16 protein-coding genes and 1 pseudogene are annotated in these 14,374 nt (G+C 72.6%); 9 read left to right on the forward strand and 8 right to left on the reverse strand.

Going from position 1 to position 14,374, the window contains the following annotated elements:
* Positions 1-38: 38 nt before the first annotated feature.
* Positions 39-155 (reverse strand): annotated as a pseudogene (locus ACFVHI_RS30875) (DUF397 domain-containing protein); the annotation flags it as partial.
* 106 nt (positions 156-261) lie between these two features.
* Between ACFVHI_RS30875 and ACFVHI_RS30880 the strand changes: the two are divergent.
* Complete coding sequence (locus ACFVHI_RS30880) at positions 262-699, forward strand: hypothetical protein (RefSeq protein WP_063350521.1); 438 nt, start codon at positions 262-264, stop codon at positions 697-699.
* Positions 700-856: 157 nt separating this feature from the next.
* On the opposite strand, the gene ACFVHI_RS30885 is transcribed toward ACFVHI_RS30880, so the two are convergent.
* Complete coding sequence (locus ACFVHI_RS30885) at positions 857-1,060, reverse strand: DUF397 domain-containing protein (protein ID WP_063350522.1); 204 nt, start codon at positions 1,058-1,060, stop codon at positions 857-859.
* The gene (locus tag ACFVHI_RS30890) at positions 1,057-1,884 is read right to left on the reverse strand and encodes a Scr1 family TA system antitoxin-like transcriptional regulator (protein ID WP_380344954.1); all 828 of its coding nucleotides are present in this window, start codon (positions 1,882-1,884) and stop codon (positions 1,057-1,059) included. Before ACFVHI_RS30890 ends, ACFVHI_RS30885 begins: the two co-directional genes overlap by 4 nt.
* Positions 1,885-1,993: 109 nt before the next feature.
* Here ACFVHI_RS30890 and ACFVHI_RS30895 point away from each other — a divergent pair, with 109 nt between their 5' ends.
* The 4 genes from ACFVHI_RS30895 (at position 1,994) to ACFVHI_RS30910 (ending at position 4,264) form a co-directional block, all read left to right on the forward strand.
* Positions 1,994-2,245 carry a hypothetical protein gene (locus ACFVHI_RS30895; RefSeq protein ID WP_063350523.1) on the forward strand — a complete coding sequence of 84 codons (252 nt, stop codon included), beginning with the start codon at positions 1,994-1,996 and terminating at the stop codon, positions 2,243-2,245.
* A gap of 661 nt (positions 2,246-2,906) precedes the next feature.
* Positions 2,907-3,278 carry a putative ATP-grasp-modified RiPP gene (tgmA, locus tag ACFVHI_RS30900; protein WP_079136114.1) on the forward strand — a complete coding sequence of 124 codons (372 nt, stop codon included), beginning with the start codon at positions 2,907-2,909 and terminating at the stop codon, positions 3,276-3,278.
* Positions 3,279-3,354: 76 nt separating this feature from the next.
* Positions 3,355-3,648 carry a DUF6087 family protein gene (locus tag ACFVHI_RS30905; RefSeq protein ID WP_380344957.1) on the forward strand — a complete coding sequence of 98 codons (294 nt, stop codon included), beginning with the start codon at positions 3,355-3,357 and terminating at the stop codon, positions 3,646-3,648.
* Positions 3,649-3,868: 220 nt separating this feature from the next.
* A complete protein-coding gene (locus ACFVHI_RS30910; protein ID WP_159398563.1) occupies positions 3,869-4,264 on the forward strand; it encodes a hypothetical protein in 396 nt (131 codons plus the stop codon).
* 112 nt (positions 4,265-4,376) lie between these two features.
* Here ACFVHI_RS30910 and ACFVHI_RS30915 read toward each other — a convergent pair whose 3' ends face one another.
* From ACFVHI_RS30915 to ACFVHI_RS30930, 4 genes are all read right to left on the reverse strand, one after another.
* On the reverse strand, positions 4,377-5,648 hold the full coding sequence (locus ACFVHI_RS30915; protein WP_079136115.1) for an NAD(P)/FAD-dependent oxidoreductase: 1,272 nt from the start codon (positions 5,646-5,648) through the stop codon (positions 4,377-4,379).
* Positions 5,649-5,827: 179 nt separating this feature from the next.
* Positions 5,828-6,259, reverse strand: a complete 432-nt coding sequence (locus tag ACFVHI_RS30920; RefSeq protein ID WP_063350525.1) for a nuclear transport factor 2 family protein — start codon at positions 6,257-6,259, stop codon at positions 5,828-5,830.
* A gap of 6 nt (positions 6,260-6,265) precedes the next feature.
* Positions 6,266-7,069: an MBL fold metallo-hydrolase gene (locus ACFVHI_RS30925; protein ID WP_063350526.1), complete on the reverse strand. Its 804-nt coding sequence runs from the start codon at positions 7,067-7,069 to the stop codon at positions 6,266-6,268.
* Positions 7,070-7,191: 122 nt separating this feature from the next.
* Positions 7,192-8,490, reverse strand: coding sequence for an MFS transporter (locus ACFVHI_RS30930; RefSeq protein WP_079136116.1), 1,299 nt, complete (start codon positions 8,488-8,490; stop codon positions 7,192-7,194).
* Between the two features lie 169 nt (positions 8,491-8,659).
* On the opposite strand from ACFVHI_RS30930, the gene ACFVHI_RS30935 reads away from it, so the two are divergent.
* From ACFVHI_RS30935 to ACFVHI_RS30950, 4 genes are all read left to right on the forward strand, one after another.
* Positions 8,660-9,757 carry a DUF5937 family protein gene (locus ACFVHI_RS30935; RefSeq protein ID WP_063350527.1) on the forward strand — a complete coding sequence of 366 codons (1,098 nt, stop codon included), beginning with the start codon at positions 8,660-8,662 and terminating at the stop codon, positions 9,755-9,757.
* An 83-nt stretch (positions 9,758-9,840) separates the two neighbouring features.
* A complete protein-coding gene (locus ACFVHI_RS30940; protein WP_063350528.1) occupies positions 9,841-10,698 on the forward strand; it encodes a PhzF family phenazine biosynthesis protein in 858 nt (285 codons plus the stop codon).
* 128 nt (positions 10,699-10,826) lie between these two features.
* Positions 10,827-12,107, forward strand: a complete 1,281-nt coding sequence (locus ACFVHI_RS30945; protein WP_063350529.1) for an aminoglycoside phosphotransferase family protein — start codon at positions 10,827-10,829, stop codon at positions 12,105-12,107.
* Between the two features lie 9 nt (positions 12,108-12,116).
* Positions 12,117-13,022, forward strand: coding sequence for a LysR family transcriptional regulator (locus tag ACFVHI_RS30950; protein WP_063350530.1), 906 nt, complete (start codon positions 12,117-12,119; stop codon positions 13,020-13,022).
* On the opposite strand, the gene ACFVHI_RS30955 is transcribed toward ACFVHI_RS30950, so the two are convergent.
* Positions 13,003-14,187 carry an MFS transporter gene (locus tag ACFVHI_RS30955; protein ID WP_208869127.1) on the reverse strand — a complete coding sequence of 395 codons (1,185 nt, stop codon included), beginning with the start codon at positions 14,185-14,187 and terminating at the stop codon, positions 13,003-13,005. The two genes, ACFVHI_RS30950 and ACFVHI_RS30955, sit on opposite strands and share 20 nt — an antisense overlap.
* Between the last annotated feature and the right edge of the window lie 187 nt (positions 14,188-14,374).

The following is a 14,374-nucleotide window of genomic DNA, read 5'->3' on the forward strand; positions in this document are numbered from 1 at the left end:
AAAAGGGGTGACGGGGCCCTCAGGGCGGCGCGTGTACGTCAGACGTCGCCGAACTCGCCGGTACGGACGGCGGCAACGAAGGCCGCGAAGCCATCGGGGGAGAAGGCGAGGGCCGGGCCCTCGGGGTCCTTGGAATCGCGGACGGGGACAACACCGGGACGGGGCGATGCGCCGGAGGCCGGGAATGGCCGCGACGTACAATCGCAGTGAAGGCGAAGCGCCAGGCCGAGATTCCGGCACCGGTGTGAGGGAGGGGCCAGGATGTTCGGTTCGCGGAAGAAGCTCAACGACATGATGGCGCAGCTCAGGCCCGACCTGAGTCGGGAATCGCTCGGTGTCGGGCCCGACTTCCCGGGCGTCGCCCCGAACCCGTTGCTGAGCAGTGATGCACGCAAGCGCAATGCGGAACTGCGTACGGGGGCGCTTGCGCTCGGCGTTCTCGTCGACTGGCGGGAGGTCAACAGCAATCCACGCGTGGTCCTGATGCTCGACGTGGAGACCGCCAGCGGTATCTCGTTCCGCGGTATCGCGGACGAAAACCTCACGATCACCGAGCTCACCCGACTCGCCCCGGGACAGACGTTCCCCGTGCGCTACCGGCCGGCCGTCATGGACCACTACGTCGCCCTTGCCCGGGACGCGGACCCCGCCCACGTGCAGCAGCTCGCTGACGAGATCGCGAGCCGCAAGCGGACCTGACCCGAAGCCATTGGCCGGATCCCTGGAAGCCTCTTGAAGATCTTGCTCCGGCTGCCCGAGCCGGGCGCGCTTTCAACATCTTCATCAGGGAGCGGTCAGCCAGGAGACCCCGCCACTCCGGAAAGGAGTGGCGGGGTCTCGGGGCAGCGCGCGTACGTCAGACGTCGCCGAACTCGCCGGTACGGACGGCAGCGACGAAGGACGACCAAGCCGAAGCCGGGAACATGAGAGCAGGCCCCTCGGGGTCCTTGGAGTCGCGGACGGGAACGGCACCCTCTGCGACCAGGTTCCCGGCTACCTCGACGCACTCGCCGCCGTTGCTGCTGTACGAAGACTTGAACCACTGAGGCTCGGCGGTCACGGTAGATCCTCTCTTAGCTGCGTGATCAGGGCCACGGACGCATCCTGCGAGAGTGCTCGGGCCTGTAGTTGATAGTAGGTCGTGAGCATGGGCTGTACAGCGTCGCTGTCCCGCTCCAGGTTCCCTTGCTGGGCACTCTCGGCGTACGACATCAGGGAGCGGTCAGCCAGGGTGAGGATGTACACGGGGAGATCGAAAGCCCTGGCCTCCCCTATGCAGAACGGGGCGACCTGAAGCACGGTGTGCGGCAGGCGGGCAAAGCTGAGCAGACGGTCAAACTGGGCTGCCATCACCGCATCGCCGCCGACCGGCCGACGGAGGCAGCTCTCATCCAGGACGGCGTGGATCACGGGCGGAGGCTCACGGTTCAACTTCGCTTGTCGACGCTCAAGATATCGCACCCGTTCGGCGGCCTGATCCTCTGTGATGCTGCCTCGGTCTACGGCTGCCGCTGCAATGGCCCGTGCGTACTCCATGGTTTGAAGTACCCCCGGCACGATGCCCAAGGTGAACAGCCGAAGCTCTCGAGCCTTCGATTCCTTGGCCACGTATGCCGGGAACCCCTCAAGCAGAGTCGAAGACTCGACCTCAAGCGCCTTATTGGTGAAGACTCGATCCATCCCAAATGCGGTGTCAAGTTGCCGTGCCACGCGTGGAGTCGGGCGTCGGTGACCATTTTCCAGATGCGAGATGTGGGTTGGGGAACAGCCGATCATCTCTGCCACGTCCTTCTGTGTCCACCGCCGTTCCTCGCGCGAACTGCGGAGGAACGCGCCGAACTTGGCCTGGGGGGAGGCGGCGGGGTCTAGCTCAGACCTGTTCATGGGCCAAACTTTCTACTCAGCAAGCAGATCCGTCAGGTTGAACACCCGTCAAGCCTAGAGGACAGTTGGTGCCCCTGAGTAGTCATCGCACTACGGATCGGAGCCCTCCATGTCCGAAGACTCGAAATCCACGCTGCCCGACTTCGTTCGCAACGAGGTGGTGCGGGACCTGAAGCACCGTGACGCCGACGGCAAGCCCCGAGAGGGGGTCTTCATGGAGATCCTCTGCGGGGCGGCCTTCCTGAGGCCGATCGGCGGGGGACAGGAGTGGACGACCAGGCCGGACCAGTTGCGGCAGTGCGACCCCCGGGAGATCGCGCCCGGCGCCGGGTGCAACCCGCGCCGCCGGCCGCTCTCGTGACCGTCGAACTGGCCGCCGCAACGGCCGCCTTGGCGGGGGCATCGCCGCCGCTCCGACCCGCGATGCGCCCTCGCCCTCGTGTGGCGAAGAGGTGAATCTCCTTGAATGAACGTCGAGTTGATGTCATGACTGCCGCTCAGTGTGACCTTCGATGTATCTCTCCGGCCGGCGTGTGGTGCGGGTGGGAACCGGACCCGCCGGACTGACAGGCTCCCGTCGTCGCAGCGTGAGTGCTCATCGTCTGCGACGACGGGGTTCAACGCCCGTCCGCGAAAGACGGCCGCGGACGGGTGAGTACCGGCGGGCCTACTTCCCTGCCGGTCGGCTCCGAGGGCGTGTTGGTGCCGGGCCCTCGTCGAGCCACACCGCTCCCCGCCAGTCACCCCCTTCTGGCGGGGAGCGGCCGTCCCCTTAATCACCGGCCGGTGGAGTCCTGACCTCCTCTGACCGGAACCCCCGTTCTGGCCCGCGCTAGATGGTCACGCGGACAACCTGGACGGGCCTGAAACTCCCGCCCCCGGCGACCCCGGGGGCGGGAGCCAGTGTTCGCACTGGCACGCGCCCCAAACGCTCCCTCCGGGTCGGGTAGTTGATGGAGCTGGAGGGGCGGCATCACCGCAATGTTCAGCATGTGCGCCGCAACGCAACGTGAGGAGTGTTTGTGAACGACACCGCAACGCTGCCCGCCATTACTTCCCGCCCGTGGGGCGCCGGTCGGCTCGCGCCGTACTCGGCCTCCGTGCGCCTCCCGTTCTCCACCGTCACCATCGACCCGGTGACGCAGCTCGGCGTGTTCCACGACAGCGCCGGCCTGGTGGTTGAGATGGGCAGGCACGGTACCAGCGCGGGAACCGAGACCAACACCACCACGAACCAGGACTCGAAGAACGACCAGGGCCACGACCAGGACAGCTTCTGGCATGGGGGGACGCGGGAAAACCATGCATCACCGCGGTGCAGCTCCGCATCACCGAGGACGCCCACATCTATTGGATCGCCGACAACCCGGCGCTTCGCTGGCAGCACAGCCTGACTTGATCATCGACAGCTGCTCAGCAGGACCGCCGGTAGCCTGGTTGGCGAACTACCCCGAGTGAAGGAACGCCTGGATGGACGACGAATCGCTGTCACAGTGGGCGGAGCGACGCGATCGACACCTGCGCCCGGTGGGTCAGTTGAAGGCTGTCATCGTCGGTCACGAGAACCGGCCCTCTCACCTCCACCCGGACCTTCCTCGCCTCCTCCTCCGCTGGGACGGCTACCAGTGGACTCCTGAGGGCTACGCCGAGAACTACGCGAGCGCTCAGAGGTTTCTGCACGGCATCTCGGGTGACGGGGTGATTCAAGGAACGCCACCGCCAGCCCGTAAGAATTCGGTTGGCAGGCACCGAAAGCCGGCCTGAAACACGAAAGGGGTCCCTCCCCCTATCTGGGGGGAGGAGCTTCTCTACGTCCTGGATCAGATGGTCTGCCGGGCCCGTGACATGCGTGAGGATTGGTTGTCACAACTGCTTTGGGGTTGGCGGGAACTGGCCGTTGTCGGATGGCGGGCAAGCTGCCAAGCTCAGCGTTGAGGCTGGTGGCATCAGCGGCGTCGGCACCGATCTTCACGGGGGGACCAGAATGAAACGGAACCTGAGGCAGCGCCTGGTGCGGACTGCCGTGGCCGGCGCTCTGGCAGCCGGAGGGCTCGCGCTGACGACCGGACCCGCCCACGCGGACACCGGGGACTACCCGGTCACCCTGAAGACGACCCACCATGTGGGGCTGTACTGGTCGCCCTGGACGGCCAACAAGGACATCCACCGTGACCTTGCCCCCGGGGATTTTGTGAACGTCCGCTGCTGGGCGGTTGGTGAGGACATCGCCCAGCAGGGCGACGTTTGGTATTACATCAACACCGAGTACTACTACGGGTCTATCGGTCGGCAATACTTCAACGACTATGTGTATGGCGCATATGTCGACAACTATGACCTGTGGCACGCGCGAGGCAGCAACGGCCTCCCCCAGTGCTGAGGGACTGACTTCAGATGCCCCTCCCCGAAACGGGGAGGGGCATCGTTGCGTTGGGGGGGTCAGAGGCGGACGATCCGCGTGGTGGTGCGGACGGCGAGTGTTCGTCCCTGTGTCAGATCTTGCCGAGCGGGGTGTCCGGGTCGGCCAGGGCCTTCGGGTCCACCGTCCGGCCGGAGCGCACGAGTTCGCGGATCGGGTCGGTGACGTCCCAGACGTTGACGTTCATGCCCGCCAGCACCCGGCCGCCGGTCAGCCAGAAGGCGATGAACTCGCGGGTGGCCGGGTCGCCCCGGAACACCACCTGGTCGTAGCCGTCCGGTTCGACGTAGCCGACGTACTCCAGGCCAACGTCGTACTGGTCGCTGAAGAAGTACGGGATCCGGTCGTACACCGCGTCCGGGTGCCCGAGCATTGCGCGGGCGGCGGTCTGCGGCTGGTTGACGGCGTTGGCCCAGTGTTCGACCCGCAGGTGCGTGTCGAACAGCGGGTGGTAGGCGTTGGCGACGTCGCCGGCCGCGTAGACGTCCGGGTCCGAAGTGCGCAGCTGCTGGTCGGTCTTGATGCCGTTGTCGATCTCCAGCCCGGCGGCCTCGGCCAGGCCGGTCGCCGGGGTGATGCCGATGCCGACCACCACCGCGTCGGCCGGCACCGTGGTGCCGTCGCCCAGCCGCACGCCGCTCACCGTGCCGCCGGAGCCGGTCAGTTCGGTGACCTCGACGCCGAACCGCAGCTGGACGCCGTGGTCGCGGTGCAGATCGGCGAAGACCTGCGCCACCTCCCGGCCCAGCACCCGCAGCAGCGGCAGTTCGGCGGCCTCCAGCACCGTCACCTCGGCGCCGGCCTCCCGGGCCGCGGCCGCCACCTCCAGGCCGATCCAGCCCGCGCCGATCACCGCGACCCGGGCGCCGGGGCGCAGCGCGGCCTTGATCCGGTCGCTGTCCTCGACCCGGCGCAGGTAGAGCACGCCGTCCTGGTCCGCGCCCGGCACCGGCAGCCGGCGTGGGGTCGAGCCGGTGGTGAGCAGCAGTTTGGCGTACTCGACCTGGCCGTCGTCGGTGAGCGTCACGGTGTGTCCGGCCGGGTCGATCGCGGCCACCGCCGTGCCCAGCCGCAGCGTGACGTCCTGCTCCCCGTACCACTGCGGCGGGTGGACGTAGATCTTCTCCCGGGGCGTCTTGCCGAGCAGGTACCCCTTCGACAGCGGCGGCCGCTCGTACGGGCGGTCGTGTTCGTCGCCGATCAGGACGATGCCGCCCCGGTACCCGGCCTCGCGCAGCGCCTGGGCGGCCTTCGCGCCGCCCAGGGACGCCCCGACGATCACGATCGGCCGCTCGCGCCCGCCGCCCTCCGCCGTTCCCGCTGTTCCCGCCGTGCCCGTGCCCATGCTGAACTCCTCGCTCTCCGGCCGGAATCAGGGGCCAGCCTGCCGCCGTCCGGGTGGCGTGTCGAGGCCGTGCCGGGCGCGCCGCGCCGCGCTCCCCCGTACGGGTGAACGCGATCCGGTGCGCGAGTCCGGTGCGCGAACCGCTACGGGGGCGGTCAAGGAATCCGCTACGGGGCTCGCTACGGGGTCATCGCCTCCCGGACCAGCGCGGTGTCGGCGAACTGCTCGAAGCGGACGATCCGGCCGCCGCGCACCGTGAAGTGGTGGGCGACCCGCACCGCGAGCGGCTTTCCGGTGGCCTTGTGCACGGCCGTGTAGCGGGCCAGCACCACCACGTTCTCGCCGTCGACCACGTAGGTGTCGTCGTGCGCCGTCCAGTTCTCCCAGGCGGCGGCCAGGCGCTCCATGACGTTGGCGGTGACGCCCTTCGGGGTGCGGTAGGTGCCGGCCAGCGGGAAGCCGGCCATCTCGGTCCACTCCACGTCGTCGGCGAGCGTGGCGCGCAGGGCGGCCAGGTCGCCGTGGGCGGAGGCCAGGTACTGGCGGCGGACCACGTCGGCCGGGGCGGAGGACTCGGCGAACGAGGCGGTGTCCCTCGGGATCTCGATCATCGTCGCTCAGCCCCAGGCCATCTCGCCCATGGCGACCTTGGTGCCGAGGTCGACGGCGATCTTCAGCCCCAGGTCGGGGAAGCGCCGTTCCAGCGCCTCCTTCGCGGCGGTCGCGTCCGGGGCCCGGCCGATCTCGGTCTCGAAGGCGCGCAGGTAGTCCCGGGTGTGGCGGACGGAGGTGAGGTCGGTGGCCGCGCCGGCGGTGCGGTGGCCGGCCGCGACGAACTGCGGTTCGAGCGCCTCGATCCCGTCCAACAGGTCGATCCAGGCGGCGCGTTGGGCCTGTTCGGGGGTGTCGGCCGTCCACACGTGCAGGCCCTCGAAGAGCAGCACGCCGCCGAGTACGGCGTGGTGGTGGTGCTGCCAGAGGTAGTGCCGGTCGGGCAGGTGGAAGTCGGCGCCGCGCAGCTCGAACCGGTGCCCCTCGAAGACGAGTTCGTCCCCGTGCAGCACCTCGGGGCGGACCAGCCGGGTGGGCAGCTCGGGGCCGAGGTGGGCCCAGGCCTTGAGCTTGCCCTCGAACGTCTCCTGGATGTGCTCGACGGTGGAGGCGGTGGCCAGGAACCGTGCCTCCGGGAAGGCGTCCTGGACCTCCTGGGCGCCGAAGTAGAAGTCCGGGTCCCCGTGGCTGACGAAGACCGCTGCCAGCCGCTTGCCGGCGGCGCGGATCCGCTCCACCAGCCGGCGGCCGTCGGAGCGGGTGAACCCGGCGTCCACCAGCAGGGCGTCCTGCGGGCCGGTGACCAGGACGGAGGTCTTGTTGAGCGAGCTGTCGGGGCTGTCGATGATCTCGAAGTCGAGAGCACTCATGGGTCTGTTGTCCTTCCTCCTGCCGAGCACGCCTCGCCGCCAGCATCGGCCTTGCGGGTGCGCTCCGCATCCGGAGGAGGGGCGGGGGTGGGACCGGGCCCGATCCGAACCGCGCCGGGGGCTCACGTCGTCGGGGCCAGTCGCAGCACCGCCAGCGCCCCCAGCAGGGTCGCCCCGGCCAGCACCGGCCACAGCACCCCCGGACCGGCCGCCAGCAGCGCCATCAGCGTCGCCGGCGCCGCCGCCCGGCCCACGCCCGAGGAGAGCTCCCAGCGTGCCAGCGCCCGCCCCAGCAGGTGTGGTGGGGCGGCGGCCGTCACCAGGGCCGTCCCCGCACCGGTGTAGAGGATCTCGCCCAGCGTGAACACCACCGAGACCGCCGCGGCGCCCGCCGCGCCCGCCGTGCCGCCCAGCGACCCGACCGCCCAGTACCCCAGGTAGGCCAGGGCCAGCGTCACCCCCGAGGCGGCCAGCACGGCCCGCCGCGAACGGTCCGCGAGCCGCAGCACCAGCACCAGCTGCAGCGCGACCACCAGCACGGTGTTGCCCACGAACACTCCCGACGACCACGCCGGGGAGGCGTGCAGGTGCAGCACCAGCAGCGCCGGCAGCGCCACCTCCAGCACGTCGAAGCAGAACGCGTACGGCAGGTTGGCGAGGCTCAGCAGGCTGATCCGCCGCAGCGACTCGCCCTGCTCCCGCACGTCCACCGCCCGGTCGGCGGCCCGGTGTGGCGCGCGCACCCGCAGCGACAGCACCAGCGCGGCGGCGGCCAGGCAGGCCGCGCCCGTCGCCCCGGCCAGCACCCGGATCGCGCCCGCCCCGCCGGTCACCACCAGCGTGGCCAGCAGCGCCCCCGCGCCCAGCCCCGCGTTGCGCAGCGACCGCCCGGCCGCCAGCGCGGCGTCCCGCAGCCGGCCCTCGGTCAGCGTGCTGACCACCGCCGCGTGCGTGGTCGGCCAGGACTGGCTGCCCACCCCGATCAGCACCGACGCCGCCACGAACCCCGGCAGGCCGTCCGCGACCAGCAGCGCCAGCGCGCCCGCCGCCCGCACCGCCAAGGTGGCCGCCGCCGGGAGGGTCCGGGCGCCGCGGTCGATCCACCGGCCGGTCAGCGGCATCACCAGCAGGCCCGCCACCATCCCCGCCGACATCGCCAGCCCCGCCGCCGCCGCGCCCAGGTGCAGCACCCCGATCCCGTACAGCAGCAGGAACGGCCGCAGCAGGCCGGAGCCCACCGCGTCCACCACCAGCGCGGCCGCGTACCGGGGCCCGCCCGCGGCGGTCAGCAGCCGCAGCAGCGTGAACGGGCCCCGGCGGCTCGTACCGATCGGCGGGGCCGGCGGCCGGCCGTCGCGGGCGGCGGTGTGGTCGCGGGCGGCGGCGTGGTCATGGACGGACTTCTCCTGGATCAGGCTCATGGCCGGTACCGTCCGCCCTGCCCGGCCCGCCGGGCACGTCGATTGACGCTAACCGTCAATCGACGCGGGAGCGGATCCGGGCGGGTGGCAGGATCGCCGTCGTGAGCGAACCGATCACCAAGAGGCGCGGGTGGGCGGACGCCCCTGCCGGGAGGAGCACGGCGGGCGCATGACCGTGACCATCGACATCACCGGCCTGCCCGACGAGCGCCTGCTCTTCACGCCGTCCCCGCTGGGCGAGCTGACCGCGATGCTGGACGTCCTCGCCGAGCCCGCGCACCACCCCGCGCTGCACGGCTGGGCGTCCAGCACCGCCGCGACGATCCCGCCGGTGCTGTCCGAGCGGCTGCTGGAGGCCGACTTCCTCTGGCGCTCCTCCCGCGCCGACTTCCTCGTCCCCGGCCTGCCCGGCGCCACCCTGGCCGACGAGCTCGACGCCGTCGACCGGATGGACGACGAGCTGTACGTCGCCGCCGCCCTCGTCACCACCTGCGGCTCCTCCCGGCCGGCCCGCCGGGTGTCCTCCCCGCTCACCGACCCGGTGGCCAACGAGCGGGCCCGCGAACTCGCGCTCGCCCGGGGCCCCCGGCAGGCCGCCTTCGCGGACCGGCTGCTCGCCGACCCGCCCGCCGTCCGGGCCCTCGTCCGGCGGATGCTGGAGGACTGCGAGTCGGCGTTCTTCGCCGACGCCTGGCAGCGCGTCCTGCCCGCCCTGGCCGCCGACGCCCGGCGCAAGGCCGACCTGCTGGCCCGGCGCGGCCCCGCCGAGGCGCTGGCCGCGGTCTCACCCTCCGTCACCCTCGACCAGAGCGCCGACGGGCGGCGGCGGATCGTCATCGACAAGCTCCAGGACAACGCCACCAGCGGCACCGACGGCGGCGGCGTCACCCTCATCCCCACCGCCTTCGGCCGGCCCCACCTCGTGGTGGTGTACACCCCCGGCTGGCGTCCCGTCCTCCAGTACCCCGTCGCCGAGGCGGGCATCCCCGAACCCGTCTCGTTGGCCCTCGTCCAGCAGCGGCTGGAGGCCCTCGCCCACCCCGTCCGGCTGCGCCTGGCCCGCACCATGGCCCGCGGCGCGCACACCACCGGCGAACTCGCCACCACCTGGCAGCTCAGCGCGCCCGAGGTGTCCCGGCACCTGGCCGTCCTGCGCAAGGCGGGGCTGCTCATCACCCAGCGGCGCGGGCGGTACATGCTCTACCAGCTCGACCTTCCGGGCAGCGCCCGGCTCGGTTCGGACTTCCTGGAGGCGTTGCTGCGGTGAGCGGTGTCGTGGTGACCGGCGGGCCGGCGAACCGGCAACAGGTGAGCGGGAACAGCGGGGGAGCGGAACGCGTTCGTCCGGGCATGACCGACGACGCCTCACCCCGCATCCTGCGCTACGCCGCCTTCACCACCCGCCCCGAGGGCGGCAACCCGGCGGGCGTCGTACTCGACGCCGCAGGCCTGACCGACGAGCGGATGCTCGCCATCGCCGCCGAGCTCGGCTACTCCGAGACGGCCTTCCTGACCGCGGGAGCGGCCGAAGGCGCCTACGGAGTCCGGTACTTCAGCCCGCTCACCGAGGTGCCGTTCTGCGGCCACGCCACGGTCGCCTCCGCCGTCGCGCTCGCCGCCCGCACCGGCCCCGGGCACTACGTCTTCACGACGGCCGCGGGCGAAGTCCCCGTACAGGTCGACCAGGACGCGGAGGGCGTCCTGCGCGCCACCCTGACCAGTGTCGAGCCGCAGGTGGAGGACGTGACCGACGCCGACGTCGACGAGGTCCTCGCCCTGCTCGGCTGGGCCCGCACCGACCTCGACCCGGCCCTGCCGCCCCGGATCGCCTACGCCGGCGCCCGCCACCTCGTCCTCGCCGCCGCCACCCGCGACCGCCTGGCCCGCCTCGACTACGACTTCGACGGCCTCGCCGCCTACACCCGGGCCCGCGACCTGGTGACCCTCCAACTCGTCTGGCGCGAGGCCCGGGACGTCTTCCACGTCCGCAACCCCTTCCCGGTCGGCGGCGTCGTCGAGGACCCGGCCACCGGCGCCGCCGCGGCCGCCTTCGGCGCCTACCTGCGGGAGCAGGGCGCGGCGGCGGCCCCGACGGTGCTGACCCTCCACCAGGGCGAGGACCTGGGCCGCCCGGGCGTGCTCCACGTCGAACTGCGGACGGCGGACAGCCGGATCCGGGTGTCCGGCGCGGCGGTGGCGATCCCGTAGCGCGAACGCGAACGCGAACGCGATCGGCCCGGTCCCGGCCCGGTCCCGGCCCGGTCCCGGCCCGGTCCCGGCCCGAGGCGTCCGGAAATTCGCTCGCATACGGGGCCCGGGTGGGCGAAGCTGCCCGGATGCAGCGAGCGAACGAACGCACCGTCACGGTCCATCTCACCCACGGGGGCGAGTACTTCGGCCCCGTGGGCCCGTTCGAGGCGGCGGGCGGGTGGTGGTCGTCGGTGGACGGGGTGGGAGCGCGGGCGGCCGAACTCGCCGGGGTGCCGGTGCTGGTGCTGCGGCTGGTGGAGGGGCGGAGCGAGCAGGGCGGGCGCGGCGGGCACGGCGGGCAGGTGTGCTACCACGCCGAGGCGCTGGAGCGGCCGACGGCCGTCGAAGCCAGGCCGCTGGACGCCGGGACGGCCGCGCTGCTCGGCCCCGCCGAGCGCCGCGCGGCCTGGGCCACGCCGGCCGGGCTGGGGGAGGCGCTGGCCTGGGCGGAGGCGGAGCTGGCCGGGGTCGGCCGTCCGGTCGCCGGCCCGGCGCGGCAGATCCGGACGTGGAACCTGTCGGGCCTCGTCCGCCTCCCGACGGCCACCGGCCGCGACGCCTGGCTGAAGACCACGACGCCCGCCTTCAACGCCCGGGAGGGCGAGGTGATCGCGCTGCTCGGCAGCGTCGACCCGGGGCTCGTGCCGCCGGTGCTGGCCGCCGACCCGGCGGGCGGGCGGCTGCTGCTGGACCACGTGCCCGGCGAGGACTGCTGGTCGCCGTCCCTCGACACCGTCGAGGAGGTGGTGCCCCGGCTGGTCGCCGCCCAGGCGGCGCTGGCCGCCGACGGGCGCGCGGCGACGGCCGGGCTGCGCGACCGGACGCCCCGCACCCTGCTCGCCCAGGCGCAGGCGCTGCTCGACCGGCTCCCCGGCGAGACCGACCTGACGCCCGGGGAACTGGCCGGCGTCCGCCGACTGGTCGCCGAACTCCCCGCTCTGCTGGAGGAGTTGGCGGCCTGCGGCCTCCCCGAGACCCTGGTGCACGGCGACTTCCACCCCGGCAACTGGCGCTCCGACGGCAAGCGTCCGGTGGTCGTCGACTACGCCGACTCCTACCTCGGCCACCCCGCCCTGGACGGGCTGCGCCCGCGCGCCTACCTCTCGCCGGAGCGCTGGCAGCACCTCGTCGAGGTCTGGCTGAAGGCCTGGAGCGAGCACGCGCCCGGATCCCGGCCGTGGCGCGCGCTGGAGCTGGTCGAACCGCTGTACCACCTGTCCTACGCGCTGCGCTACCAGGAGTTCCTGGACCACATCGAGGAGAGCGAACGCCCGTACCACGCGGGCGACCCGGCCGCCGAGCTGCGCGCGGCGCTGGCCTGTGGCGTTCCCGACCTCACGGGTCAGAACACCGAGGACGCGCCCTAGACTGCCGGGGTGGATCGGACGACGCCAGGCCCCGTGCTCCCGGAGCTGCCGCTCCAGGAACTGGAGTGCTTCTCCGTCCTGGTGCGCCAGTTGCACTTCGGGCGGACGGCGCAGCTCCTGGGCGTCTCGCAGGGCCGGGTCTCCCAGCTGATCAAGCGGCTGGAGGGCCGGGTCGGCGCCCCGGTGTTCGAACGGACCAGCCGGCGGGTCGAGTTGACCGAGCTGGGGCGCGAGCTGGCCGAGCAGGTGGTGCCCGCCGTCGACCGGCTCCGGGAGGGCTTCGAGGCGGCCCGCGCCCGGGCCGCCTCGACGGACCGGCCGCTGCGCCTGGGGTTCCAGTGCGCCGTGTACGAGCCGGTGGCCAGGGCGATCGCGGGCCTTCCGGAGGGCGCGGCCCAGCTCGTCGAACTGTCCTGGGGGGATCCGTTCTCGCACCTGGGCCGGGGTGAGATCGACCTGGCCATCGTGCTGTCCCCGTGCCGGGAGGACGGCCTGCGGGTGCTGCTGGAGTTCTCGCGGCAGCCGATGTACGTCGCCCTCTCCGCCGGGCACCGCCTGGCCGGGGCGGCGAGCGTCTCCACGGACGAACTGGCCGGGCTGGCGCTGATCGAACCGCGGGGGCCCGCCCCGGACTACTGGCGCCGGGTGAACGCCCCGCGGCAGGCGCCGGACGGGCGGGAACTGGCCTACCCGGCGGGCGCGGCCACGCTCCAGGAGGGGCTGTCGACGGTGGCCAGCACCCGCCTGGGGCTGCTGCTGTGCGAGGCGAGCACGGCGTACGTCCAGCGGCCGGACATCCGCTATCTGCCGGTGCCGGGCCTGGAACCGTCCACGCTGCTGGTGGTGCAGGGCGAGCGGCGGCCGCACCCGCTGGCCGGGGCCTTCGTACGGGCGCTCACCGCCGTGGGCGCGTGACGGCGGCGAGCAGCAGTCCGGCCGCCGTGATCAGCGCCGCCGTGAGGAGCACGGCGTGGGTCCCGGCCCGGTCGATGACCAGCCCGCCGGCGAGCGAGCCCAGCGCGATGCTCGCGTTGAACACGCCCGCCCACAGCGCCGCCGAGGCCTCGATCCGGGCGGGGTCGGCGATCCGGACCCAGGTCTGGGTGGAGATCGAGACCCCGCCGTACGAGGCGCCCCAGACGACGAGCGCGAGCAGCACCGCCACCACGCTCCCGGTGAGGAGCGGCAGCAGGGCGGTGGCGAGCGCGACGCCCGCGAGGGCGGTGGCCACGGCCGCCTTGGGGTGCCGGCCGGCCAGCGGGCCGAGGGTGAAGTTCCCGGCGACGCCGGCCAGTCCGTAGACCAGCAGGCAGGCGGCGATGACGCCGCTGCTCAGGCCTGCGTCGAGTTCGAGCACCGGCCGTACATACGTGTAGCCGGTGAAGTGGCCGAGCACGACCAGCGCCGTGACGGCGAGTCCGGCGGCGACGCCCCGGTTGCGCAGCGCGTCCGCGATCCGGTCGAGCCGGCCGCGCTCGTGGACGGGGAGGGCGGGGAGCGTGCGGGCGAGGACGGCGGCGGACACCGCGCCGAGCAGGGCGAGGGCCCAGAACGCGGAGCGCCAGCCGAGCAGTGCCGCGAGGTAGGTGCCGAGGGGGACGCCGAGCACCGAGGCGATGGAGACGCCGGAGAAGATCAGCGTGGTGGCGAGGGCGATCCGCGGCCCGTCGGCGAGGCGTGGGCCCAGCCCCGCGGTGATGCCCCACACGACGCCCATCGCGAGGCCGAGCAGGACGCGGGCGGCGGCCAGTACTGGGTAGCTGGGGGCGAGCGCGGTGAGCGCGTTGGCCAGCGACAGCAGCAGCATGAAGGCGATCAGCACGTGCTTGCGGTCCCGGAGCCCGGTGAGCGCGGGAACGAACGGGGACAGGACGGCGGCGAGGAGCCCGGTGATGGTCAGGGAGAGCCCGGTGACGCCGTCGGAGACGCCGAGGGTCTTCGAGACGGGGGTCAGCAGCCCCACGGGCATCATCTCGGCGGAGACCACGGTGAAGGTGGCGAGGGCCACGGCGGTGATCGGTGCCCAGCGGGGCGGGCTGCCGGGGGCGGCCGGGGGCGCGAGGGTGTCGGCGTCGGTCATGGGGCCAGCCCATCAGCCGCGCCGAGGGCGGAACAAGATCGATGAGCTCATCCGTCGATTAGCCAGGCTCATCGATCCGGGAACGCCCCCGGCCGCGCCCCCCGTGGTGGGGCAGGCGGGCCCGGGGGGGGCGGTCACGCCGCCGGGGCGGTACGGTAGCCACCCCCGGCCGAGTAGGGGGGCAGAG

It is taken from the genome of Kitasatospora sp. NPDC127121, assembly GCF_042677305.1.
In the GTDB taxonomy this organism is placed as follows: Bacteria; Actinomycetota; Actinomycetes; order Streptomycetales; family Streptomycetaceae; genus Kitasatospora.